At 40.5% G+C, this 26,043-nt stretch carries 21 protein-coding genes; 13 read left to right on the forward strand and 8 right to left on the reverse strand.

Annotation, left to right across the window (positions count from 1 at the left end):
* Positions 1 to 767: 767 nt before the first annotated feature.
* Complete coding sequence (locus HG263_RS07490) at positions 768 to 2,372, reverse strand: isocitrate lyase (RefSeq protein ID WP_171625447.1); 1,605 nt, start codon at positions 2,370 to 2,372, stop codon at positions 768 to 770.
* A gap of 222 nt (positions 2,373 to 2,594) precedes the next feature.
* Between HG263_RS07490 and HG263_RS07495 the strand changes: the two genes are divergently transcribed.
* The 8 genes from HG263_RS07495 (at position 2,595) to HG263_RS07530 (ending at position 14,141) form a co-directional block, all read left to right on the forward strand.
* A complete protein-coding gene (locus tag HG263_RS07495; protein ID WP_171625448.1) occupies positions 2,595 to 4,772 on the forward strand; it encodes a malate synthase G in 2,178 nt (725 codons plus the stop codon).
* A 129-nt stretch (positions 4,773 to 4,901) separates the two neighbouring features.
* Positions 4,902 to 6,440 carry an amidase gene (locus tag HG263_RS07500; RefSeq protein ID WP_246239899.1) on the forward strand — a complete coding sequence of 513 codons (1,539 nt, stop codon included), beginning with the start codon at positions 4,902 to 4,904 and terminating at the stop codon, positions 6,438 to 6,440.
* Positions 6,441 to 6,581: 141 nt separating this feature from the next.
* Positions 6,582 to 6,959, forward strand: a complete 378-nt coding sequence (locus tag HG263_RS07505; RefSeq protein ID WP_246239900.1) for a GNAT family N-acetyltransferase — start codon at positions 6,582 to 6,584, stop codon at positions 6,957 to 6,959.
* Positions 6,960 to 7,073: 114 nt separating this feature from the next.
* The gene (locus HG263_RS07510) at positions 7,074 to 9,095 is read left to right on the forward strand and encodes a S9 family peptidase (RefSeq protein WP_171625449.1); all 2,022 of its coding nucleotides are present in this window, start codon (positions 7,074 to 7,076) and stop codon (positions 9,093 to 9,095) included.
* Between the two features lie 105 nt (positions 9,096 to 9,200).
* Entirely contained in the window at positions 9,201 to 10,073 is an 873-nt protein-coding gene (locus HG263_RS07515) for a transporter substrate-binding domain-containing protein (protein WP_171625450.1), read from the forward strand.
* Positions 10,074 to 10,314: 241 nt separating this feature from the next.
* The gene (locus HG263_RS07520) at positions 10,315 to 11,136 is read left to right on the forward strand and encodes a transporter substrate-binding domain-containing protein (protein WP_171625451.1); all 822 of its coding nucleotides are present in this window, start codon (positions 10,315 to 10,317) and stop codon (positions 11,134 to 11,136) included.
* A gap of 410 nt (positions 11,137 to 11,546) precedes the next feature.
* The gene (locus HG263_RS07525; RefSeq protein ID WP_171625452.1) at positions 11,547 to 12,518 is read left to right on the forward strand and encodes a hypothetical protein; all 972 of its coding nucleotides are present in this window, start codon (positions 11,547 to 11,549) and stop codon (positions 12,516 to 12,518) included.
* 42 nt (positions 12,519 to 12,560) lie between these two features.
* The gene (locus tag HG263_RS07530; RefSeq protein ID WP_171625453.1) at positions 12,561 to 14,141 is read left to right on the forward strand and encodes a hypothetical protein; all 1,581 of its coding nucleotides are present in this window, start codon (positions 12,561 to 12,563) and stop codon (positions 14,139 to 14,141) included.
* Positions 14,142 to 14,198: 57 nt separating this feature from the next.
* Here the strand turns inward: HG263_RS07530 and HG263_RS07535 are convergent, their stop codons facing one another.
* Positions 14,199 to 16,199, reverse strand: coding sequence for a beta-propeller domain-containing protein (locus tag HG263_RS07535; protein WP_171625454.1), 2,001 nt, complete (start codon positions 16,197 to 16,199; stop codon positions 14,199 to 14,201).
* Positions 16,200 to 16,426: 227 nt separating this feature from the next.
* On the opposite strand from HG263_RS07535, the gene HG263_RS07540 reads away from it, so the two are divergent.
* The 4 genes from HG263_RS07540 to HG263_RS07555 are packed head-to-tail and all read left to right on the forward strand — an operon-like array spanning position 16,427 to position 19,649.
* Positions 16,427 to 17,329 (forward strand): MipA/OmpV family protein, encoded by a 903-nt coding sequence (locus HG263_RS07540; RefSeq protein WP_171625455.1) that lies wholly within the window; start codon positions 16,427 to 16,429, stop codon positions 17,327 to 17,329.
* Positions 17,319 to 17,717: a DUF3019 domain-containing protein gene (locus HG263_RS07545; protein ID WP_171625456.1), complete on the forward strand. Its 399-nt coding sequence runs from the start codon at positions 17,319 to 17,321 to the stop codon at positions 17,715 to 17,717. The genes HG263_RS07540 and HG263_RS07545 overlap by 11 nt, the downstream gene beginning before the upstream one ends.
* The gene (locus HG263_RS07550; protein ID WP_171625457.1) at positions 17,717 to 18,406 is read left to right on the forward strand and encodes a response regulator; all 690 of its coding nucleotides are present in this window, start codon (positions 17,717 to 17,719) and stop codon (positions 18,404 to 18,406) included. The genes HG263_RS07545 and HG263_RS07550 overlap by 1 nt, the downstream gene beginning before the upstream one ends.
* Positions 18,407 to 18,413: 7 nt before the next feature.
* Entirely contained in the window at positions 18,414 to 19,649 is a 1,236-nt protein-coding gene (locus HG263_RS07555) for an ATP-binding protein (protein ID WP_171625458.1), read from the forward strand.
* Positions 19,650 to 20,395: 746 nt separating this feature from the next.
* Here the strand turns inward: HG263_RS07555 and arfB are convergent.
* From arfB to HG263_RS07575, 4 genes are all read right to left on the reverse strand, one after another.
* A complete protein-coding gene (gene arfB, locus HG263_RS07560; RefSeq protein WP_171625459.1) occupies positions 20,396 to 20,809 on the reverse strand; it encodes an alternative ribosome rescue aminoacyl-tRNA hydrolase ArfB in 414 nt (137 codons plus the stop codon).
* Positions 20,810 to 20,971: 162 nt separating this feature from the next.
* A complete protein-coding gene (locus HG263_RS07565) occupies positions 20,972 to 21,667 on the reverse strand; it encodes an ABC transporter ATP-binding protein (RefSeq protein ID WP_171625461.1) in 696 nt (231 codons plus the stop codon).
* A 13-nt stretch (positions 21,668 to 21,680) separates the two neighbouring features.
* Positions 21,681 to 22,961, reverse strand: coding sequence for an efflux RND transporter periplasmic adaptor subunit (locus HG263_RS07570; RefSeq protein WP_171625462.1), 1,281 nt, complete (start codon positions 22,959 to 22,961; stop codon positions 21,681 to 21,683).
* A 196-nt stretch (positions 22,962 to 23,157) separates the two neighbouring features.
* A complete protein-coding gene (locus HG263_RS07575) occupies positions 23,158 to 23,961 on the reverse strand; it encodes a coiled-coil domain-containing protein (RefSeq protein WP_171625463.1) in 804 nt (267 codons plus the stop codon).
* 100 nt (positions 23,962 to 24,061) lie between these two features.
* On the opposite strand from HG263_RS07575, the gene HG263_RS07580 reads away from it, so the two are divergent.
* Complete coding sequence (locus HG263_RS07580; protein ID WP_171625464.1) at positions 24,062 to 24,955, forward strand: response regulator; 894 nt, start codon at positions 24,062 to 24,064, stop codon at positions 24,953 to 24,955.
* A 165-nt stretch (positions 24,956 to 25,120) separates the two neighbouring features.
* Here the strand turns inward: HG263_RS07580 and HG263_RS07585 are convergent, their stop codons facing one another.
* Both HG263_RS07585 and HG263_RS07590 read right to left on the reverse strand, forming a co-directional pair.
* Positions 25,121 to 25,573: a hypothetical protein gene (locus HG263_RS07585; RefSeq protein WP_171625465.1), complete on the reverse strand. Its 453-nt coding sequence runs from the start codon at positions 25,571 to 25,573 to the stop codon at positions 25,121 to 25,123.
* Positions 25,574 to 25,731: 158 nt separating this feature from the next.
* Entirely contained in the window at positions 25,732 to 26,034 is a 303-nt protein-coding gene (locus tag HG263_RS07590) for a hypothetical protein (RefSeq protein ID WP_171625466.1), read from the reverse strand.
* Positions 26,035 to 26,043 lie beyond the last annotated feature (9 nt).

The raw sequence follows: 26,043 nt of genomic DNA on the forward strand, positions 1-26,043 counted from the left end.
AAAGCTGATAGGACCAGTAAATATGCATACGAGGTGTGAATGAATGACGCTACCTTCTTAACTTTCTATTGTCTAGTTAGTTAAATCTTGATCTATATAGCACATTTGAAATGTTCGAATGCATTTTAACTTGTTGTTATTAAATGTCTTTCTTTGTTTTTTCGCGGCTTGAAATAAGTTTATGTTATTTTAGATCACACTTTTACCAAGAGGAATTTCCTAATTTTATACAATGTTAAAATAAACTCAGGTACTGCCATAGAATTCTTTTAAATATAAGTAATGATAATGCTAAATGAAAGGGCTAAACGTTATGCGTATAACATAAGAGTAATATTTCAACTAAAATTTAGGTTAAATTGTAAAGGGGGTTTACAAAGTTGCTCTTTATTCAATAATATGGATTTATGACAAAGACATGTCAAAATAGTTAGTAAAATTTTGGTTTATCGCTTTTGAGTTAGTAAAATTTCGGTTTATTCAGAGATTCAGTTAGTAAAATGATGCTCTGTGGCTTATTTAGTTAGTAAAATTTTGTTTTCAGATGTGTTGTTATGGTCATAAATATTAGAAAAATAATAACAATGTACTGAGTTTTAATATTTTCTTGGACAACTCAACGCCAGACGATGCGCGCGAGTCATAGCGGTGAGTGATTTGGTAAAAATCTGATCTCATCGCAAGACGAAGATATGAATTACAAAAAATAAAGGGTCTTGCGACCCTCTATAAAAAGTAATTGATTTTGAACTGCGAACTGTTGCTTATTAGAATTGGTTCATGGTGTTAGCTTCACCACCTGCTTTTAACGCATTTTCACCAGAAAAGTATTCTTTATGTGTATCACCAATGTTTGAACCTGCTAGGTCTTGGTGCTTAACCGAAGCTTGTTCCCTTCTAATCTCTTGTCTTTGTACATCACGCACATAAGCAAGCATACCTAAATCTCCGAAATATCCTTCGGCTAGAATATCTGTACTTAACGCGGCGGTATGGTAAGTAGGCAGTGTAATCAAGTGATGGAATATACCCGCTTCACGAGCGCCATCACGCTGGAAGTTTTTAACGAGTTCATCTGCCGCTGCTGCTAATTCAGAGTTATCTAATTGTGGATCCATGAGTGCTTTTGGATCTTGGTTTGGCTCTGGGTATTGTGTTAGATCACGGCCTTCTTGTTGCCACTGTGCATAAACTTGCTCTCTGAATTTTAATGTCCAGTTGAATGATGGTGAGTTGTTATAAACTAACTTAGCATTAGGGACTTGCTCTTTAATGCGATTCACAAGTTCAGCAATTTGACTAACATTCGGCTTTTCAGTTTCAATCCAAAGCAGATCTGCACCAGAGTTTAGGCTAGTAACACAGTCTAAAACAACTCGGTCTTTTTCTGTCCCTTCTTTAAACTGATACAAGCCGTTATCTAAACGCACTGGCTTACATAATTGACCATTTAGTTTTATTGCCATTTCTCCATCGTTTAAGTCATCGGCTGATTTAACGGGCGTGGTATCTAAGAATGCTGTGTATTGGCTTGCTAAATCGCCGGGCTCTTTCGATACAGGAATTTTTTGCGTAAGGCTTGCGCCTAAAGAATCGGTGCGCGCAACAATTATTCCCTCTTCAACGCCAAGTTCTAAAAAGGCATATCTAACAGCGTTTATTTTTGCCAAGAAGTCTTCATGTGGTACAGTCACTTTACCAGCTTGGTGCCCACACTGTTTTGCATCTGATACTTGGTTTTCGATTTGGATTGCACATGCACCCGCTTCAATCATCTTTTTAGCAAGCAGATAAGTTGCTTCTTCATTTCCAAACCCTGCATCAATATCTGCGATAATAGGTACAATATGGGTTTCAAAGTTATCGATTTTGCTGATGATCGCTTGAGTATCTGCGCCTGTCGCTTTAGCTTCGTCAAGTTCACGATATAGGTGATCAAGCTCTCTTGCATCTGCTTGTTTTAAAAAGGTGTAAATCTCTTCAATCAACTTTGGTACAGAGGTTTTTTCATGCATGCTTTGGTCTGGCAATGGACCAAATTCAGAGCGTAATGCCGCCACCATCCAGCCACTTAAGTAAACGTATGAGCGCTTTGTGGTTTTTTGATGGCGCTTAATAGCCATCATCATTTGCTGAGCAGTAAAACCATGCCAGCAGCCAAGAGATTGCGTATATTGGCTGCTATCTTGGTCATAGGCTGCCATATCTTCTCGCATAACTTTGGCGGTGTATTTAGCGATATCTAATCCAGTTTTAAAACGGTTTTGTAGATTCATACGGTTAGCAAATTCAGGATTGATAGATTGCCAAGTTTTGCCGTTTGCTTGGCATAGTGTAGAGAATTTATCGAGCTGTGATTGATAACGAGTCATAATTAAAATCCTTCGAACGGGTTAGCTATATTTTTAGTTGTGAGAGTTGCGCACTCATGCTTGTCGGCGCTTAATTACACACTAGGCTCGAAACTTAGATTTTTTAAATTTATAGTTATTATTATGAGTATATTTTGGGTGAATGGGTAAAAGGGTTTGTTTTACCGGTAAATACGATAAGGTTATTTAACTCGTTCAAAAACTCGACTTAGGACAATTGTTATGCAAATTAGTGTACAAGAGGCCGGATTAACTATAGATAAGCGCCTATATGACTTTATAAATCAACAGGCTTTACCCAATACTGGAATTGGAGCAGACGCATTTTGGCAAGGTTTTGCATGTATTATCGATACCCTTTCGCCGCTTAATAAAGCGCTGCTATCTAAAAGAGAATTACTGCAACAGCAGATCGATGCCTATCACCAAAAACACACCTTCTGGAACAAAGAGCAGTATCGGACATTTCTGGAAGATATAGGCTACTTGCACCCAGAGCCGCAAGACGTTTGTATTGATACCGAGTTAGTTGAACCTGAAATTGCCCTAACGGCTGCGCCACAGTTGGTAGTTCCCGTCAGTAATGCTAGATTTGCCCTTAATGCAGCTAATGCACGCTGGGGATCGTTGTATGATGCCTTGTATGGTACAGATGTACTGAGTGAAGACGAGGGTGCTGAGAAAACAGCAAGTTATAATCCGGTACGTGGCTTTAAGGTTATGGCTTATGTTAGGCAATTCTTAGACAAGGTACTGCCGCTGAGTAATGGCTCACATATCGAAAGCACCAATTACTCTATTGTTGATAGTCAATTATTAGTAACCCTTAATGACACCACACAAGTAACGCTAGCTGATGAATCACAATTCGTTGGTTATCAAGGTCAAGCACAAAATCCCAGTGCTATTTTGCTCAAACACAATGATTTGCACATTGAGATCCTAATCGATCCTCACCATGTTATCGGTCAAGCTGATAAAGCGGGCGTGAAAGACGTGGTGTTGGAGTCTGCATTAACAACCATAATGGACTGTGAAGATTCAGTCGCTGCCGTTGATGCTCAAGACAAAGTGTTGGTATATCAGAACTGGTTAGGATTGATGCAAGGTACGTTAAGCGAAGCTTTTGATAAACAAGGTGAGATGATCACTCGAAAGCTCAATGCTGATCGTATCTACACAAGCAAAGATGCCCAGCGCATAATGCTTAAAGGTCGCAGTATGATGTTTGTACGTAATGTAGGCCATTTAATGCAAAATCCTGCCATATTGGATAAACATGGTGAGCAAGTATTTGAAGGGATCATGGATGCGGTGATCACATCTCTGTGTGCCTTACATGATCTTAAAGGCAATAGCACGGTACATAATTCTAGCGTGCAAAGTATTAACATTGTTAAGCCTAAAATGCATGGCCCTGAGGAAGTAGCGTTTACTGAGCAGCTATTTTGCGAAGTTGAAGCATTGCTAAACCTGCCTGCCAATACCATAAAACTGGGGATTATGGATGAGGAGCGTCGCACATCCGTTAATCTAAAAGCTTGTATTGCCCAAGCAAAATCACGAGTTGTGTTTATCAATACTGGCTTTTTAGATAGAACGGGCGATGAGATCCACACCTCTATGCATGCAGGCCCTGTGCTGCCAAAAGCGCAGATCAAATCCCAACCTTGGATCACCGCGTACGAAAACCGTAACGTTGACATTGGCCTTGAGTGCGGGTTTAGTGGCAAAGCGCAAATTGGTAAAGGTATGTGGCCTATGCCTGACAAGATGGCTTTAATGATGGAACAAAAGCAATCTCACCCAGAGTCGGGTGCAAATACCGCTTGGGTGCCCTCTCCTACTGCCGCAACGTTACATGCTATGCACTATCATCATGTAGATGTGTTTGCCAAGCAGCGGCAGTTAATGTCGCGACAAAAAGCAGCTTTAGATGACTTACTAACACCACCACTTTTGTTAGATTCCAAGCTTAGTAAAGAGGATATTCAAGTAGAGCTTGAAAATAATATTCAAGGGATCTTAGGATACGTGGTCCGTTGGATTGACCAAGGTGTTGGGTGCTCGAAAGTACCCGATATAAATCATGTGGGTTTAATGGAAGATAGAGCTACGCTGCGTATTTCTAGCCAACACATTGCCAATTGGTTGATGCATGGCATTTGCACTGAGCAACAAGTACGCGATACCTTTGTACGTATGGCGCAGATAGTTGATAGTCAAAACCAACACGATATTCACTATAAACCTATGGTTTGTGATACCCATACACTTTCAGAGAACCTTGCTTTTCAGGCTGCACAAGCATTGGTGTTTGAAGGGGCAAAGCAGCCAAATGGTTACACAGAGCCTTTATTGCATGCTTATCGATTGAAATATAAAGCGCAAGCGAATTAACAGATAGAGCGCCTTTTATACAGCCAGACACTTGTCTGGCTGTTTTAATTTTAGGGGCAAAAATGCTTGCATAATGTTCCATATTATCCAACTATGAAAAGCTAACATTAAGTTTACGGAACAGTTCATATGCTTTTTAAAAAACGTTTGGTATCGCTCTCGTTACTCACTGTGAGTATGTTGTTCAATGCGCCTATTCAGGCTAATTCAGGTGTTATCAATTTAGAAGAACTTGGTTTTGCGCAACTACAACAGCTTGTTGAAGAAAAAAAGATAAGTTATCAGCAAATTACACAGTTTTACCTTTCACGGATAGTCGAGCTCGATGATCGTGGCCCTACACTCAATGCCATTATCAGTTTAAATGAACAGGCATTAGATATAGCAAAGCAAAGAGATGCATTACGTGGGGCTAATGACGCGCATAATTTACTATACGGTATGCCTATTGTTTTAAAAGATAACATTGAAAGTGCTGACAATATGCCTACTACTGCAGGGGCTATAGCGCTTGCAAATAACTATGCTCAGAAGGATGCTCTGCTCGTAGAAAGGCTCAAACAGGCTGGAGCCATTATTTTAGGAAAGGCAAATCTTAGTGAATGGGCCAACTTTAAGTCAACACAAAGTTCAAGCGGTTGGAGTGATGTGGGTGGACAAACCAAGAACCCCTATGTGCTCAATCGCACCCCTTGCGGCTCAAGTTCAGGTTCAGCTGTCGCTGTTGCCGCAAACCTAGCGGTTGCAGCAATTGGCACTGAAACAGATGGTTCGATCACATGTCCAGCTGCACATAATGCATTGGTTGGCTTAAAGCCAACTGTGGGACTTGTATCTGTAAACGGCGTTGTGCCTTTATCTCATTCTCAGGATGCACCAGGGCCGATGACTCGTAGCGTACAAGATGCCGCTGTGTTGCTTGAAGTGTTAACGGGCTCAGAGCCAAATCGCTATCAAAAATTCTTAAATAAGAAAGGGTTAAATAACAAACGTATTGGTGTAGTACGCAATATCAGTGAGTTTAACCCCATTGCAAGTCAAGCATTTGCAAAAGCACTAGAGGTACTTAGTAATGAAGGCGCTATGTTGGTAGATAACCTCGTATTGAACGACCAAGAAGCTCTTTCACAAGCTGAGTTTGATATTTTGCTGTATGACTTTAAGCACGATATTAATCAATACTTAGCGAATACGCCCAAGCAAGTTAAGGTGAAATCACTAGCTGAGCTGATTAAATTTAATAAGGCACTGCCAAACAGTTACTTTAATCAAGGGCTACTCGAAATGGCCGAACAAAAAGGTAGCTTACAAAGTGAATCATATATTGCAGCTAAAAAGTTAGTTGCTGAAAAGGCCAGATTAAAGGGGATTGATGCTTTATTGGCTGAGCATAAACTGGATGCAATAGTTGCACCAACCAATGGCCCTGCTTGGGTAATTGATACACTTAATGGTGACCAGTTTACTGGTGCTAGTTCCAGTCCTGCTGCTATAGCGGGTTACCCTAGTATCACCGTTCCGATGTCTTTTTATCGAGAGTTGCCATTAGGTATTTCGTTTTTCAGTGGCGCACATCAAGAAGCTAAACTGATAGAAATTGGATATGCATTTGAACAAGCGACTAGGGTAAGAAAGTCTCCACAGCTTATTTTCAGTATTGATGAATAAACAAAGTGTTAACCCCCTTTACAATCACTAGAAATTATAAATTACAGAATAAAAGTGATAGAAACTTCGCAGCCATTACTGAGAAAAACCACTTTGCAAGATTGGCCATTATTTTTATAGCTGCACCGAGATGAGCGCGTAATGCGCTGGGTTAGTGATGCAATGGATGAGCCTGTGATTCGTGAAAAATTCATGCAAAGGTATGAAGACACTGATGCTTGGCAAAAGGAGTCGCCATGTTGGCTAACTTTGGTTGTTGTCGATAAGCACATTGGAAATGAAGTGGAGTTACACGGCTTTTATTCTCAGTGGCACCCCTACCAGCAGGCTGAAGTCGGCTTTATGCTGTTACCTGAATATCAAGGTAAGGGATATGCAAAGGCCACCACGCAAGCGGTGATCGATTTTATCGTAAAAGAATGTTGCTTTCATAAAGTCGTTGCCACTGTCTGTGAGGGCATTTACATTGCTGAAACCTCTTGGTTTTACTCACGAAGGCACGTTAAAAGACAACTTTAAAATTGCTGGGCAATGGATAAACGATCAAAAACTTGCTTTGATCGCAAATAATTGACCCTGCTTTGTTTGTAAGATTCTATTTAAGCTTAATTCGCAAAATGAAATGGAGTCTAGATGAAACAAAGTTTAGTTGCATTAGCAGCCTGTTTACTCGTGAGCGGTGCTTTTGTTAATGCAAAGCCCCTTGAATTGGAAGATGTCTTTAATCTTGAGTACGCCAATCAAATTGAATTTAGCCATGATGCTGATCTGGTTTATTTTGTGCGTAACCGCATGGACATTAAAACGGATAAAAAAGTCAGCAATATCTGGTCAGTCAATGTAAAAAGCAAACAATTATTACCTGTTACAAGCGGTGTTCATAATGATTATGCGCCAGTATTGTCGCCACAAGGTGATCGATTGGCATTTATCTCGACTCGTGATGGTAGCAGTCAAATCTATGTTAAGTGGTTAGCATCTGGAGCGGTAGCAAAAATAAGTAATTTGACTCAGTCACCTCGCGCTTTGAACTGGACTCCCGATGGAAAACAGATTGTATTTAGTCAATTTGTGCCTGAGACAGCTAAAACGCCTGTTAGCTTAAAAGGTAAACCCAAAGGAGCAACATGGGCGAAGCCCCCATTCTTCATTGATGACGTATTTTATCGAGCGGATGGAGCGGGATATAGCAAACCTGGCTTTACCCATATTTTTAAAATTGATGCCAATGGTGGTAATGCGCAACAGTTAACTTCTGGGCACTACAATCATGGCGGTTCTGTTAGCTTTAGCAGTGATGGCAACACATTATACTTCTCTGCAAACCGTCACGCAGAGCATGAACTAAAAATCACCAATTCAGAAGTTTATGCGCTTGATATGACATCTTTGGAGATCAAAGCGGTAACGAATAGAGTTGGACCGGATAGCGCGCCGAGTGTGTCACCAAATGGACGTTTTTTAGCATATATTGGCTATGACGATAAGCGTACTAACTATGAAAATGCCAATATTTACGTGATTGATCTGGAAAATGGCGACAGTCGCGTTTTAACAGAAGAGCTAGATCGGAGCGTCGAAAGTATTCAATGGGATAGTAAAAGCCGTGGCTTATACTACAGCTATGACACTCAAGGAAAGACAGTTGTTGCCCACCAACCACTTAATGGAAAAGCAAAGGTCATTACCGATCAAGTAGGGAGCGTGTCATTTGGTCGCCCATACTCTGGGGGGGATTTTGATGTCAGTGTTAAGGGCGATGTTGCATTTACTATGGCAGATACTCAAAGACCTGCTGATGTTGGTTTGGTGCAACGTGGTAAAACTGAGCGTTTAACACAGCTAAACGAAGATGCTTTGGCGAGTAAAACTTTAGGTAATGTTGAAGAGATCTGGGTGAAATCTAAGCATGACCAATTAGAAGTTCAAGGTTGGATTGTCTATCCACCAAACTTTGATAAATCTAAGAAGTACCCACTTGTATTAGAGATCCATGGTGGCCCTGTGGCGAATTATGGGCCTCACTTTAGTGCAGAGGCACAATTGTTTGCCGCAAAAGGCAACGTGGTATTGTATATGAACCCACGAGGTAGTGACTCTTACGGAAAAGCATTTGCGCAAACTATTCATCACAATTACCCAAGCAATGACTTTGATGATTTAATGACAGGAGTTGATGCTGTTATTAAAAAAGGCTTTATTGATGAGTCGCGTTTATTCGTCACGGGCGGATCGGGTGGTGGTGTGCTTACGGCATGGATTGTTGGGCATACAGATAGATTTGCCGCTGCTGTTGTTGCAAAACCGGTAATTAATTGGTTTAGTTTTGTGTTAACGGCTGATTTTTATCCGTTCTTCGCCGATTATTGGTTCCCTGGCAAGCCTTGGGAATATACAGAGCATTATATGAAGCGTTCACCGATAAGTTATGTGGGCAACGTTAAAACACCTACTATGTTGCTAACGGGGGATGCTGATTATCGCACACCAATTTCAGAAACTGAGCAATTCTATCAGGCGCTAAAACTTCAAGGTGTAGAAACGGCAATGGTTAGGATCCCTGATGCATCGCATGGAATTACCGCTAGACCATCTAACTTGATGAATAAAGTAGCATATATTCAATGGTGGTTTGATAAGCACAGTAATAAGTAACTTTTGGAATTATATTTAGCGTCATAAATGCCAGCTTACTGCTGGCATTTTGTTTGATTATTGTTCTATTCTTAATAAACCAGTTGTGCTTTTTAGGTGGTTGGTTTGTACGTTCGTTTGATTAAAAGTGCTGTTTTCTTACCTTGCTTTTTTAGTGGCTTTTGGGCTGTTGCTGTTCAACTCTATGTTGACGATGAAAAAGACTTTATTATTTACCAAGGTCTAAATCCGACTACCAATATTGCCAATAGCACCAATACCCTCATTCTCAATGCATTACCTCAAGGAAAAATAACCTTTGTACCAGCCAGTTATCCTCGTGCCATAAAAGCGATGCGTACAAGCGAACATGCCGTTTGTGCCGCAAATAAAGTAAAAACCAAAGAACGTTTGCAAGAGTTTCTATTCAGCTTACCTGTTAGTATTTATTTAAGCCGCCGACTGTATCAGCATTTATCTGAACCACCACTTTCAGACTCTGTACTCACCGACAATGGTGAAGTTAAATCTTTACCAGCTCTGTTTAAAGTTTATACACAAGCGCTCATTGTTTTTACGCCTACCATGTCTTATGGACCATTTTTTGATAAGCAGTTTGAACAGGTAAAACGTGAAAATAAGGTATACAGAGTTGGCAGTAATCCATATGACGATATGTACAACCTATTCAAATCAAAACGAGCGGACTTTTTACTCGGTTACCCTGCTGAAATTTATCGACACTTACAACAAGAGCAAGCTGATTATCGAGGTTATAGTGTGGCCGATGCACCACGTTACATCATTGGTTATTGGATGTGTAATAACAATCAACAAAGCAGAGAGTTCTTAGCTTTGTTTAATTCGCTAATGACTCAGCTTTATGCCAAACAAGCATTTTATGATGCACATTTAAGATGGTTGCCAGAATCCTCACAAAAGCTAACAAGAGCTTATTTAGATGAGTTAATACGCTTGCTTAAATCAAACAATGAATAAACCAAATCGAGGACAACCCGATCATAATTTATCAAATGATTAGCAAAGCATGTTCTGTTTTCTCGTACAGGTGGGTCTTTTTAATTTAAAAATAGCAATAATATAAACGACAACTAACTGGCGCTTTGTATTGTCGGTAGCCTATGCTAATAACTGTTGATTAGAAAGTGTGCTGTACTTAATTATGCTGATCCGCATCTTTATTCTGCTGTTTTGCCTTCATTCACATCTAACACATGCCATGTTTTTATATGTGGATGATGAAAATGATTTGCGCGTATTAAGAAAAGAAGTTCCTCCTTCAAATATTGGCAATAACACCAATTTATTGGTGATGAGCTTTTTGGATAAACAAAAGGTTACTTTGGTCCCTGCTAGTTATAAACGAGCACTCAGGGCTATGCATGAAAAAGAGGATGCCGTGTGCGTTCAGAACAGGATCAAAACGCCGAAAAGGCTTGAAAATTACTTGTTTAGCTTACCTATAAATATATATTTAAGTCATCGATTGTATCAGCATATTCAATCACCCCCTCTGAGTGCTGAATTACTTAATGAAGCTGGAGAAATTAGCGCTTTAGCGGATGTGTTTTATAAATATAAAAGTACGATGATAGTTTTAGCACCGTCTATGTCTTATGGGGACTATCTAGATACGCAAATTAGAAACATCCCTGACAGTAACAAAGTGTTGCGTGATGGTACTAACCATTATGATATGAATTTTCAAATGTTCCGGCGTCACCGAGCTGATTTCTATCTGGGGTTTCCGGCGGCAATATTCAGGCATTTACAAAAAGAGTCAGCTGAGCTGCGTGCGTATGATATTGCCGGTGCGCCAAAATACATTATTGGTCATTGGATGTGTAATGATAATCCGCAAAGTCGAGCGTTTTTAAAAGAGTTTGATAAAGCAGTTAAACAAGTTTACCAGATGGCAGACTTTTATCACGCTCACCTGCGTTGGTTACCCGAAACGGCACAGCTAAAAACAAAAGTGTATCTTGACGACTTACTCAAATCATTTGGGGTCACGCCCCCTGCAATCGTTAAGTACTGGTGAACTTGTCACTGTAGGCACACATTCTAAGTTAATTTATAATGTGGATAGCGACTTTGCCCAATAAAGTTATTGTACCTACTCAGTGTGTTGCATTCACTGGTCATAGCCCGTTATTACTGCGTAAAAGAGTCTTGTCTTTGGCTTGCCAAGTTGCACAGCTAGTCACTGTGGTGCCAGCAACCTCTCTTTTTATATAGATTGTTAATAGTCATGTTTTTGTTTTGAAAGTGGTTTTAATGATTTTCACTCGGTTTTGACAGTATACTCTAAAGCTCATCATAAAGTCTGTAATTTACAGCTTGGACCCTTATTAGGTGTATTTGTAACTTTTCTGTAAATGATTGCGTATATATTAGCGCTCGGCTGCGCAGCTGACCCATATACTTTAAGAATTTATTACAGGAAAAATAATGAAAACTATTACTTCTATGTGCTTCAGTGCACTATTAGGAGCGTTGGCTATTGCCCCTGCACACGCTTCTTTGTACAAAGACCCAGGTTATGTAGAGCAATCTGCGCGTGTTGTTACGAAGAACAATGCTGTAGGGCGAACTCATCAGTACCGTGATCAACAGGGTTGGATGTATGTCGACAGCGTTGCAAATGGCGCTACCAGTGGCTTCTACCAAGCTGGAAACTGGCTGAAATTGCATGATCGAAACTTTAAAATGGCCATTGGGTTTGTTGAATTTTCTTTTAACCCATCAGAATTAGACTGTACACAAGGAATGAGCTTCAACTTAAAAGTGGGAGAAGACTCTGTCGCTGCGTTTAAGCCTAATTGTGATGACTTGCTTGATGCTTCTGTGTCTTACCCTGTTGAATATTACTTTGATTTGATCCCCGAACCAATTAAGCCAAAACTTGAGCTGCCTTTAGACCCCTTAGGTTTGCTGAAGTTAGGCGTTAAATTTGGTGCGGGAGTTGAAGCTGGTGCAGACTTTACTGTGGGTGGTGTTATTGGGGGACATGGCAATGAAGCACCATTTGAAGTCGGTGGTGTTAGGCGTCCGGATTACATCTACGCGTCAGTGGAGCCGTATGTGGGCGGTGTGGTATCAAGCTCTGCATACGGATCATTTGGTCATGGCATTGCGGAAGCAGGCGTGAAAGGCAAACTTAGCTTACTTAAAGTAAAAGGTAAGGGTTACGTAGAAGCGGGTATTCGCCGCGTGGTTGTTGATGAACAAGTTCGTGAAGAGGGTTTTTTAGAGCTTAAAGTATCGGGCAAGCTCTCTGGTGGAGACGGTAAAATTCAAGGCTATTGTAAAAAGCTATGGGGTTTATTGGTATTTAACGTAGATATTATGAAGTGGAAACCGCTTTATGAGCGAGAAAGAACGTTCTACGAGTACGCAAGTCCACGCTGGGAACAACTTTAATTTTTATATGGCGGCTTAGTGCCGCCATATATGGAGTATGTTATGAAAATTAGAGTGTATTCTGTTATTTTACTGACGGTTGCCATTTTATCGGGTATTGGCTATCTTGCGAACCTCCCTTCCCCTAGCAATGCAACGAACCAAGCGCTCAGAAATGCTGAAACTTCATTGTTTGAAACGCAAGACAAAGAAAGTCAATCTACTTACATTGTACAAATAGATTCATCTATTCGCTCTGACAAGCAAGTGGTGTTATCTCACTCGCAACTTAGTTGGCATATGCAGCTACAAACGCAAGCGGCGAGTAACGCACGACTTGGCCAATTGAGTAATATTAGTTATACGCAGGATAGTCAGCCGGTGTCGTTGGTGAGTGATTTGCCGTTTAAAGTTAATTACGAGCAGCACCGTTTTGAGCAACTCGATTTACTTGGTTTACCCAAGGAGCACACACTTCAGGTCACTAAGCAACTATTTGACCTCTTAAGCTATGATTTGACTCAACCTCTTGTAATAGACGAAGCGCAGCGCCAAGCGACCTATCGTTATCAACAAACAGATAATAGGATTGTTAGAAGCACTGTGGAGTTTAAATATCACACAGCTAATCATAAACCTGAAAAAGAACAACAAGCTTGGCAGTTATTACTGGCACCCTCCGGGGACATTGAGAAACTAAGTTATATCAACACACTACATTGGCAACAGCAGCAGCAAAAATACATCGTTGAACAAAGTGTGAATGTGGTCAAAGTCGCAAATTCGTTTACTGTGCTTAGTGCCCAAAGTAGCGATGCGAACGCTCATATAAAGGTTTCGCAATCACCAACAGTACAGCGAGAAATAACAGACAACGCATCGTTTAAAGAGGCATTACTCGAACTTAAAGAGTCTCTGTCTGTAGCGCAGGCAAAGGTGGTAGGTCACTATTTGGTAGAACACTATAGTGCCTATGAAATCCAAGCCTTACTTGATGAAATGCCCCACTTTAGCTCTGCTATTATCTATTCGTTGCAAAAGCTGCAGACACCTCAGGCGGAGGCAATATTAGTGGACTTAATTCAGTTTGAGCAAACGTCCGATCTGGACAAACACAAACTGGCGATGGCTTTGGGTCGTTTTGGCGCATCAAGTGCGCTGTCTTTGCAAACATTGCAATCTATTGCTGCGCTACCAGAGCACCAAGTGGCAAATACCGCGCTACTCAGTTTGGGGACTATGGCCTACTTTACGCCTGAGCAAGCGGTCAATGTAAAAAACTATCTGCAACAAAATATTAGCGAACAATTCAATTTGTCGACTACGGTTTTAGCTGTTGAAAATAGTAAAGACCCCAGTTTACTTGCCAAATTATCACCTTTACTTGGTAGTGCGGATGATTCAGCTAAGTTAAACAGTATTAAAGTGTTAAGTAAGCATACTGATTATCAAGATCAAGTTGTGTCAGCGCTGTTAGCATCGCCGCAGCCTAAGTTTGTTGCGGCTTTTACCCGCACTATGCTCGAAACTGGAGAAGCGCTTAGTGCAGCGAATAAAGCAAGGCTTAAACAATTACAAAGCCAAACGCAAAACCCTGTGGTACGTAAAAAGATTGCTGAATTGCTCGAAGAAAAAGCCGGTTAATACGTTTTAAGTCTAGATGAAAAGATACCAGCGTAAAAGCTGGTATCTTATTTTGATTTAGTGGGGGCCTGTATTTTTGGCAGCAGTTAGCCAGTTACTTTGCCAAATGTAGTTACCATGAACATAATACAAATCATCTTGATGAATGATTGCGCGGTCGTTACCAGACCAAACGTATGGCACGTTATCGCTATCTGGATAGGTAATAACACTGCTACCCATATAGTTCATTTGCTTTTCGCCAGTGTTTAACTCAAATGCAGCCAACGCATTTTCTCGTGTCCATGTTCCAGATGAAGAGTCTGAATTACTGCTATGCCATGTTTCTATTGGTAAAGTGAAACGATACTGCCCGTCAGCCACTTTTAAAATGCTAAATGCGTGGTAGTTTGACTCTACGGCGGAGTATGCATTGTCAAATTTATGCACGTTGAGCTGTTGTGGATTTCCAATATCACTGATATCAAACAAGCTTACTTGAGTACCTTGGGTAATAACTGGCACACCATCGCTAAGGTCGTTCACGTGCTGGCCTATACCGAGCAATAAGTTATCGTTGATTGGGTGTAAATATGAAGAATAGCCTGGTATCTCTAGTGCGCCAGCAATAACAGGTGCTTGCATATTCGATAGATCAATGACATAGAGTGGATCTGTCTGCTTGAATGTCACGACATAGGCCCTGTCTTCAACAAAGCGCACTGCATAAACATTTTCATCCACAATGTCTTTTGTATTTACCTTGCCTATTTTTGAAGGTTGAGACTCGTTGGGAAGCTGGCTTATTACAGCAAGTTTATTTCCTTGCTGCTCTAATACAAATAACCTGTGGTCAAAGCCATCCATGCTATTGCCATCACTGGTGAGCACTCTTAGATAGGACTGTTTTTCGCTAAAGCGTAAATTCGGGTTATTCCAACCGAAGTGCCCCGTAACTTCACCTGTAGCGCTATAGTTAATCGCATTGTCAGCAAGGTTAAATTTGTGAATAACTGAATTGGAGGTGCCCTCTTGGTAATGTGTACTGTAAGCATATAGAGCCTGCTTGGATGCGTATAAACCATCGATATAAGTGTTAACACAGATAGAACTTTGCACAGTAGGATCAGTTAAGGAAATTTTGGTTAACGTCATGATGGCGTCGTATCCATCATTTTGGGTTGCGCCTTCGTTGATATAACAATCTGCTGGGTTAAATAGCGGATTTGACTGGTCGCTCAGATTGTTTTTTATTGTCGGAAGTAGCTTATCGATGTTCTGGTTTTGGATAGCTTTGTAATCAGCCAGTTTGCTTTGTTCGGTATTATCTGTTCCAACAAAGCCATCAAATTTGGGGCGAAAGTTACTGACAATATATAACTGATCTTCAATGACCCTTGTATCTATAAGCTGTCCTTCTATGGTGTAATGGGCCTTTACAGTAGTTTGTTCAGGAATACTTACATCCATTAAACTTAGCTCAAATTGTTGAGCGGCTGGTGCGACAATTGAAGAGCTGGTGGCCATCAGTGGTTCAATACTAAACCAACCTATGTCATGATTAAGCACAGCAAGAGTATTATCGTGAAGGTAAAGTTGCTGAGTTTGATAATCAGTTGTGGAGCTAATGACTTCTTTTACCTGATTGACGTTACCAGACTCATCACGCTTCATAATACGAACAAACTGATGATATTGTTCAGCTACGGTTAAACTATGAGCGCTGTTGGCGCTGATGTACATATACTGACCGTCATATTTAATTCTATCGGCTTCATCTACACCTTGCTCCTGTACGTTAGTGCTTGATGACGTTGCCGTTACCGTAGCTAAATCGCCCTCACTGCTATTCGTTGGCTGAGCGGGCGTATCATATTGATAATGACGCATGAACAAGCCATTTTTCAAATGGGTGGTAAATTGTTGTGCACTGGCTTTGGTCAAAGGGGTAGTCGATACCTTTATGCCGTTGAGCTGAGGCAAACTATCGGTTTTTTTATCAGAGCTACTATCGTTATCACTAGAACAGGCACCAAGCAATACAGTGGCACCAATCGCAATTAGACGTGGGTAAAACATTATACTTATCTCCTTTAGTTAATGACCTTTTTAACTGTACAAAATTCCTTCTTATTAACTGTTACCTTTGAACGGTGAATTGTTATTAAGTGTTACTCTAGATAGCAAATTGCAAATACGATGGTAAATTAGCTAGTGTAGACAATTTTTTGTACTGTATGAGCGCAAAGAAATAAGAGTATTAGATTACTTGTACAGCAAACACTAGCAACTTTTAGGAGACCAGCTTGAAACAGGTTTTATTGGCAGTGAGTTTTATGCTGACATTACAGGCGAATGCTCAGTCATGTGAGCCTAAAAGTACGGAGTGCGTAGCAGTTGGGCAATGGCAGTTTAGTGTAGCTATTGGTGCAGGGGTGATGACTAACCCGTTATTTGGGGGGGAGAATATTCCGCTGGTGGTCATTCCTTACATAAGCTACTACCGAGACCGATTCTTTTGGGACAACACCACGTTAGGCTACACCCTGAGTAACACAAAGCATTTTGATATTAGCGTTGTAATTGAACCTAATGCAGAGCAAGCCTATTTTGAGCGTTTTCATGTACGTAACCTGATTGCGCCAGAAAGCTATTTTGATGCCAGTGGAACCAAAGTAGACAGTGGTATTTTGCCAGATGGTACATCAAGCGAAGGCGACTTATCACCCATCACCCCCAGAATCAGTATAGATGACATATCCAAGCGTAAGTGGACCATTGATGGCGGGGTGTTAGCGCATTGGTATGTAAATGAAGGCTCAAAGTTTACATTTAGTTGGCTTAAAGACTTCAAAGGCGTATATAAAGGTCAGCACTCCACACTGTCTTATAGCCAAAAAGTCCCTCTACCAGAACAATTACCTGCTAAATTACAGCTTAAACTTGGTGCTCATTGGCAAAGCCGCCAGCTAGTAGATTACTACTATGGACTGCGCAGCAGCGACAGTAAGGATCCGCGGCTTTATTATCAAGGAAAAAGTACTGTTTCTCCTTTTGTTGCGTTGGCATTTAACTATCGCTTGAGTGAAAAATGGCAGTTAAAGGTGAGTGCTAAACACAAATTTTTAGGCTCAGGTATAAGTGATAGCCCATTGCTTAAACACCACAATACAAGCAGTGTATTTGTTGGGGGGCTATATGAATTTTAAAGCGTATTTTGTCGTTGCGCTGGTATTGGTTATAAATTTAACAAAGCCGTTGGCTGCAGGGACGAATTCAGGCCAAACGCTATTAGAAATCAAACCGGTGACTTGTATTGTTAGACAGATGGGAGAACTGTGCCAAATGACGATAAAGTTGCATTGGTTTAGTTCCTCTGCGATTGATGCGTGTTTGTATCAAGAGCAGCTTAAATTGCGATGTTGGCAAACAAAGCAGCAAATCAATGAGCAGCTCGATATTTCCTTACAAAAAAACATGAACTTTCGTTTAATTGATAGTAAAAATGTAGTGCTTGCCCAGCAACTCATTAACGTAAATGCGGCGGTGAGCCGTCAATATCGACGAAAATTAAAAACAGATTGGAGTATTTTTTAATGGCCCATGTGATGCTTGTTGAAGATGATATTCGTTTAGCCAACCTGACCTCACAGTTTTTGCAAAGCCATGGCTTTAAAGTGACTCAAGTTCATGATGGCGAACAAGCCTGCAAAGATATTGTAGCAGCGCAACCCGACGTGGTGGTTTTGGATATTATGTTGCCCAATCGAGATGGGTTCAGCGTATGCCGACAAGTGCGCCTTGATTATCAGGGACCTATTTTATTTCTAACAGCCAAAGATAGTGATTTTGACCAAGTAAGGGGGCTCGAAATAGGTGCTGATGATTATGTGATAAAACCTGTTGAACCACATGTTTTATTAGCGCGGCTCAATGCTTTACTCAGGCGCAATAGCTCAGTGATTAGCTCTAGTGAACAACTCACATTGGGGCAACTGAGTATCAACAAGGCCAGTCGCAAGGTAACACTCGATGCGCAAGAGGTTGAATTAACCAGTTATGAGTTTGATTTGTTGTGGGCGTTAGCTAGTCGAGCAGGTGAAACGCAAAGCCGTGAGTATATATACAAACACGTGGTTGGACGAGAGTATGATGGTCTTGATCGTAGCGTTGATGTGAGGATCTCTCGGTTACGCAAGAAGCTAAATGACAATTTGGATCAGCCTGAGCGACTTATCACGGTATGGGGCAAAGGTTATCTGTGTTCAAAATCAGCTTGGGGATAGCGATTAGATGATCCGCTTGTTGATCAGTTTATATTTGGTAGTGTTCTTAAGTATTATCGCAATTAATCAAGGCAGTGAGTTGATTTGGCAACAGTTAGCTTATCAACAGCCTGATGACTTACGTCACGCATCACAAGTTGCCAAAAGCTTACAAGCAAGTCTTTCTGTTAGTAAACAACTCCCCTCATCGCTTCGCCACTATCCGTTGGATGAAGTTGCCTGGTTAGCGGAGCAAAAAGCACAGCTTCTGCAAGGTGATATTGTTACCACTTACACCGAGAAAAATAATGCGCTGTTATCGTTTTTATTAACAGGCACCGACACGGTGGTGCAACTGGGCCCATTTAAGCCTGTTGAGCAAGTATTGATACCTAAATACTTACTTAAGTTAAGTTCATTTGTATTGTTGGCATTGCTATTGATGTTTTGGTTACGCCCCCTTTGGCGAGATTTAATGCAGTTTAAACACGTCACCGAACAACTCGCTAAAGGACAACTAAATATCTCCATTGCGCCATCTCGATTCTCTGCTATCGCAACATTGACCAGCCAGTTTCATTCTATGGCGACTAAAGTTGCAAACCTAATGAACAACCAAAAACATTTAGTGAATGCAGTGTCACATGAGTTACGTACACCTCTGGCAAGGCTTAAATTTGCTCTGGCGATGTTAGAGCCGCAAACGCCTGAGTCGGTATCTCAAATGTCGCAAGATGTGCAAGAAATGGAATTCTTAATTGATGAAATGCTTGGCTACGCGCGTTTAGAGATGGCACAAAACACCTTAAAATTTGAATCTTTTGATATTGTGGCGTTATTGGATGAGCAAATAGCAAAGCTAAAAAGAACATCAACAAAACACATCGAGTTAGTATGCCCCTACAAGACATTATTTTTCACTGCTGAGCGCCAATATATGGCTCGCGTGTTGCAAAATCTTTTAGGTAATGCAGACAAGTATGGTCAGAGCAAAGTTTATGTGCAACTACAAAAGACTCCAAACCATGTAAAGATAGTGATTGCTGATGATGGTCAAGGGATCGCTGAAACAGACCGCACAAAAGTGTTTGAGCCTTTTTCTAGGCTAGAAAAAAGCCGCAATAAAAGCTCCGGCGGTTTTGGCTTGGGGTTAGCAATTGTCGATAAAATCATATCGTGGCATGGTGGGCGGTGCGAAATAGAAACGTCAAAATGGGGGGGCGCCCAGTTTGTGCTCACCTTACCTAAACAAAATCAGGCATAAACTAAATCATTGTTAGTTGTGTCAGCTCGCTGCTGGGTTGTGATATTTCAAACCTGACGTATGACTGTTGATATTCTTAAACAAGTACAAAATAATGAACGCGTTCGATAGCCAAGCATTCAAAAAATCACGCCATCATCCTGACGTAGGTCAGGATCTTAGTGATGCCTCCATCGCTGTTATAGGTTTTTTAATCGCTTCAAAAGCCTTCCGCTTTTTTATGAGCTCTGACCTGCTTTGTTAAGCTCTTGTGTTCAAGAGTCTTGTTGTATTTATTACTATTTATGAGTTTCTAGTAAATAGGAAGGCCTTTTACCTATTTTAATGTAATCGATATCGTATTTCTTTGCGATTATAGGACATTGAAGGTTTCGTTTTCTTCTAAAAATCTTAAATTTTTCAGGTGATAAAGCTCTTTATCTTTACTTAAACTTGCGATATTTTTTGTAATAGCTGCGATGCGGCAAAATATCAAAATGACGACTAATGTTTCCAACTTACACTAAACCTCAGTGAATAGTGCCGCCAGTAGCGGCCTGACCATACAAGGAAAATGACAGGTCTACCGTGAAATTTGTAGTGAGTTTACAAGCAACATTAAGTGCTTGTTATCACTCAGCTAACTTTGTACACAATTGGTAGAAATAAGAAAAAGCATAGCTCGTCGTTATTCATCAAGACGTTGACTTATCGCTAAAAAGCAAACTCAGACACATAGTGAAGAAGCTACATAGCCTTAAAGCACTTTAAAACTGAACTTTGCCTCTGAGATTTTTGGTTTGACCGCGTTTAACTTTGCTCTCGACTCGTTTTCGTTGTGAGCTTTTAGTAGGCTTGGTTGCACGGCGAGCTTTTTGTGTTTTTACCGCTTCTAAGATAAGTGTTTTTAACCTTTGCAAAGCTTCTTCTTTGTTCATTTCTTGCGTACGGTGAGACTGGGCTTTGATCACGATAACCCCGTCTTTGGTAATGCGACTATCATTGAGGCTGAGCAATCGTTGTTTATAAAACTCAGGTAATGCAGAGCTTTTAATATCAAATTTTAGGTGAATAGCACTCGATACTTTGTTTACGTTTTGACCGCCGGCCCCTTGCGCTCTAATAGCACTGATATCTATTTCCCAAGCAGCAATTTCGACATTGTTTGATAGTCGTAGCATAGTAACGGTTTTACAAAGTGATTATTGGGCAATTCTATCACAGCAAGTACCATCATAAAAATACGCCAAAAGAGCGTCATTGTTGATAGTTGTGGGTAATGGCAAGCGTTGTTGGGCGTTCCGCTAAGGCAACTTGCCATTACTTTGGTTCAATCAGGGTATTTATGCGTAGGCAATGGCTTTTGCGGTGTGTTCACACTCGTTTAGATAGCCATCTTTGATTTGTATAATTCTACTTGCCTGCTCGGCTTGTTCATTATCATGAGTCACCATAATAATGCTAGTACCCTGTGCGTTGATATCTTTAAGCAGCGACATGATGCCGTCAGCCATTTTTGAATCAAGGTTACCTGTAGGCTCATCGGCAAGAATAACCGATGGTGAACCCGCAATTGCACGCGCAATCGCAACTCGTTGCTGTTGCCCGCCAGATAATTGTGAAGGGTAATGATTTTTTCGCCCAGCAAGACCGACTTGTTCTAAAGCATGTGTAATACGTTTATGACGCTCGCTGTGATTAAACTTTCTATAGCGAAGTGGCATATCAATGTTGTCATACAAATTCAGCTCAGGGATAAGATTAAAGCTTTGGAAAATAAAGCCAACCTTTTCATTGCGATAAGCCGATTTTTGCTTGTCTTTCATTTTCGAAACGTCTTGACCGTCTAGCTCATACAGGCCTTCGCTGTGTTCTTCGAGTAATCCTGCGATATTGAGAAAGGTTGTTTTACCCGACCCTGATGGGCCTATAACACTTACAAATTCACCTTGTTCTATAATCAAATCGAAAGGTTGCAAAGCCTGAGTTTTAATGTTTTCAGTGTAAAACGCTTTTGCGAGCCTATGCATTTTTAACATATTGCCATCCTTGCTATTGTAAGATGCGCACACGCGGCGCATCTTTAAAGATATTTGTATCTGAGATCACAACGCGATCTCCCTGACTTAGACCTGATATAACCTCTACTTGTGCTAGGCTACGAGAGCCAAGTTCAATAGGGATTTTTATGGCTTCTTCGCCATTGAGTACGTAAGCAAATTGGCCATTATAAGAATTAACAAATTGTCCTCTGGGTAAATAGGCAATGTTATTTTTTTGTTCAAGTATGATACGGGTTGTGAGCCGTTGATTTTGTCTAAGCCCCGTTAAAGAAGTATCTTTGAAGCGGATCTTTGCACTTACTGAACCTTGAGATATTTCAGGAGAAATGGCAACTAGCTCACCGGCATACTGTGTGTGATTCAGCGTGATCAGAGCTTCCATCCCCAATGCTAAGTCATCTGCGTAACTTTCAGGTATTTGCACTTCAAGTTCGTATTGAGTTAAGTCAACCACTCGCAACAATGCTTGGTTTTTTGTCACCGAGCTTTTTTGCTGCACGTTCAAGTTGCCGACAAGTCCGGTGACAGGTGACGTGATCTGTAATCCATCTACTTGGCGCTTTAACTCTGTGACTTTGACTTGTTGTGATTGTAACTCTAGCTCTCGAGTTTGAATTTCAAATTTTTGACTTTCTTTAAGTAGCGCCACTTCTTTGAGTACGTGCTGATATTCTCTTTTCGCATTTTGTAAATCGTCTTTGGCTTTTTGATAATCAATATCGCTGATCACATTATTTTTTTTAGCATTTTCAGAACGCAACATCTCTCGCTGTGCTGCGTTAAGTGCAACTTCAGCCTTACCTATCAAGTTATCTTGCTGAAGGTTTGATTTCTTTACTTGAATCTTTTCACGTTCGAGGTGGGTTTTGAGTTTGGTTAAATTTGCAACTTCTTGATTATAAAGGCTCTTAAGCTCTGGGCTGTCAATAACCGCTAGTGATTGGCCTTGTTCAACACTGTCACCCGCTTCAACAAGGTAGGTGACGGTTCCTTGAGCAGGGCTATAAAGTACCGGACGCTTAGCTGCGACAACTTTTCCCTGTAGTGAAAAGTCTCTTATAAACAAGCCCTTTTCTACTTGTGCGACTCTAATTTTGTCTAACGATATGGAGTTTGTACCGCTAGTCCAATTGGCAAGCGCAGGTACGAGAATAAAATATAAAAATATAAGAAACAGTAATATAGAGGTGACTAGCCAAACACTTTTCACCTTGGAAGGCTTGGTTTTTATCTGTGTATCTTGAGCGCTGGTATTTGATATATACGCCATATGTAATCCCTTTTTACCATTTGACGGTCAAAAAATAAGAGTGGCTCGAACTTAACGTTACGTTACAAAAACAACCAAAGAAGTGGCTGAAAAGTTCTAAACAAAAATACATTGTTTTTTATAGAATGTCACGAAAGTTAATTTTTTGTATTTATTTTTGTGTTTACTTTAAATTGATATCGCAGAAGCCGCACAGCTAAGAATCGTCTCCTTTTTGCTTTGTTATCTCTAAATATCTGCTTTCAATAAATTTTTTCTCTTTTGTGAGATGTTTTAATGCTTGTTTTGTTTGTTCAAGTTCCGATTTTATTTCGTTGAGATCAGCACCTTCATTGGTGTTATCGGCTTGTAATGAAAGTTGCTCTAATGCTTGATTTTGTTCCGCAATTTTCAATTTATAGTTGTTAATTGCATCGGTCATTTGTGCTTTTTCTCGTTCAAAATCCATGGTCATTTGCTCGATATTACCTGTAGGTGATACTTGAGACTGAATGGCTTGATATTTCTCTTGCAGTTGCTGATGCTCTTTTTGCAATGTTTCAATTTCATCATTTTGATTGTATAGCTTTTTTTTTGCTTGTTTTAGCATCCCTGTGCTTTTATCTAGATCACCTTTTAGCTTTCTAATTAAGGTGTGAGATTGAATAAGCTTTTGATTTAACGCTTTAATCGACGCTTCCTCTTTTGGGGTTATATGATCTTTAGTCGAATTTCTGATCTCAGCAAGTTGTTGCTCTAGGGTGCTTTGAATTTGGGATAGCTGGGTGATTGTCTCACTGTTGTTATTAACGTAATTAAGTGCATTATCAACTGACTCTCGGCAGATGTTTAATATGTCTTCGCTTTGTATGTTTGGTTGCTGTTTGATCATACTGGTTGCAAAGTGCCGAAATTCTCGCAATATTAACAGCAGAATATAAAACCATGCGGCTAGGATAATTAGGCCAAAGTTTATGGCAATATATTGATAGACATCGGCGGATAGTTGAAAGCTCTGCATTGATTTATGACTTACCTCTGGTGATACTTTCCTTCAGTTTAGTGATGCATAGAAAATATGCCTATAATAAAAAACAAGTTTTTGTATAAAGTGGTAAAATGTGAAAATATTAATTGTGGATGATAGCCAAGCGACGCTAGAAATTGTTAGGCGGGCATTACAGAACTTTGGTTATCGAAAACTATTCATCAGAAAAGCGAATAGTGTTAAGGCCGCTTTAAGAGAAATTGGTAATTGGCAACCTGATATCGTATTGACTGACTGGTACATGCCTGACATGTCTGGACTAACCTTGCTGCAGGCGATTAAAAAACGACAACTGAATATGACAGTTGCGATGATCACTACCGTTGATGAAAAATCACAGGTAGACGAAGCGTTACGAGCCGGTGCGCGATTTGTGCTTTCTAAGCCTTTTTCAGATCAGCAGTTGCACGACCAACTTTTACCCTTAGTTCAAGGCACTGAAGAAAGCCAAGTGATGCTTGAAGAAGTTGAGATAAACGGAGAACTGGCTTTACCTAAGCTTGGTCAGTTGGAACGTTTAATCCACAAGCACGTAGATAAAGATTTGGCTATTCAGTCGATTAAACCTCAATATTTTGACGAAACTAAAGTGCCTTGTGTGATGGCGATGTACGAAGATCCCAACAACCAAAAAATTCGTGCGGTTGGATTACTGGATGTTTACGCCACATGCATATTGGCAAGTAGCCATCATCAAATAGACTCACAAGAAATTTATCAAGCAATTCATCAGAATATTCTATCCAGCGATATTTTAGAGTCTTGCCAGCAAACGCTAAATGCCACTGCGTTTGCATTTTTAGATAAGCGCACGCGTATGAGCTTACGCGTTAAAGCGGTAAAGTTTATTGGCACACCATTTAAAAAATTAGAGTCGTTGTATGATACACCATTGAACAGCCGTATCGACTTTAGCTGCCAGCGTGAAGGCATGGCATTAGGTAAGGTGTTGTTGGTAGGATTTTAACTAAAAACAGAGGTTTTGATTAATTACGAAGGTTTAGCCTACTGTGTTCATGAAGGAGCGCAGCTAAAACTTTTGCTTTCCTTGGTGATAGTTTTTATACCGCTCTGATTATTAATAAAAAGAATAGTTTACATAAAAAGACTATAGGAAAAGGCCTAAAGCCCATTAAACCAGTACATCTGCTAACAATCCTAAGTCACTAATGCCTGCTTCTTTTAGGGCATCTTGCAACGATTGGGTGATGCCCATAAGCTGTATTTGCAGTTGCATTAAATAGTCACTTTGTTGTTTTAGTAAATTGGTTTTGATTTCTTCGTCTAAATCATCTCTAGATTTAAGCTTGTCTAGTTGCTCTTTTTGTTCTTTTATTTGCTCTTTGATTTTTTTGCGCTGCTCAACCAAGGCTTCAATATGGGCTGGCAGTGCGGGCCTGCTATCTTCTTTTTCTTCATCCTTATCAAGCTTGTTAAGCTTTTTCATCGCCTCTGGGGGCATACGCAGTGTAGGCACCGTGAAATCTTTTGGCTCATTATTGGCGGACGTGCTTTTGGCCTTATCTGGCACGATAGGTTGGTGGAGCGTCAGCGTGGTTTTCACAATAGCCTCGATAATATCCATATTCGAATAACTCTTTATCGGCTTTCAATAGCAAAGCTTGATAGTAATTTTATTGAAATAGAGCGGCATCCCTGCCGCTGCAAGTGCTTGGGATCTATGGAAATGTGAGTGCCGACTAAAGCGTTTACTTACAAACAGATAGCAAAAATAAGGGGGTGTTAGTGAGTAAGTGCATACTTTTGCGCCAGTAACGTTTGGCTATTGTGCAAAGCACGTTTAATCGCCTGTAGCATGTTATTGCCTTTCGCTTTGAGTCTAATGCTGGGCAGTCCCGGCAAGTGCAAATGTATGCGACATTGTTTGAGCACGCCATGCTCTCGAGACTCAATGTCATCAATATGCAGCTCAACACTTCGAATATTTAATGCATATTTGTGTAGTTGGGCGGTTACCAGCTTTGACAGTTTTACCTTCATCAAAGCTGTGACGGTTTTGTCTTTTATCGATAACTTAAGTTTCATAGCTTGGCT

Source organism: Pseudoalteromonas caenipelagi, assembly GCF_013140855.1.
GTDB lineage: Bacteria > Pseudomonadota > Gammaproteobacteria > Enterobacterales > Alteromonadaceae > Pseudoalteromonas > Pseudoalteromonas caenipelagi.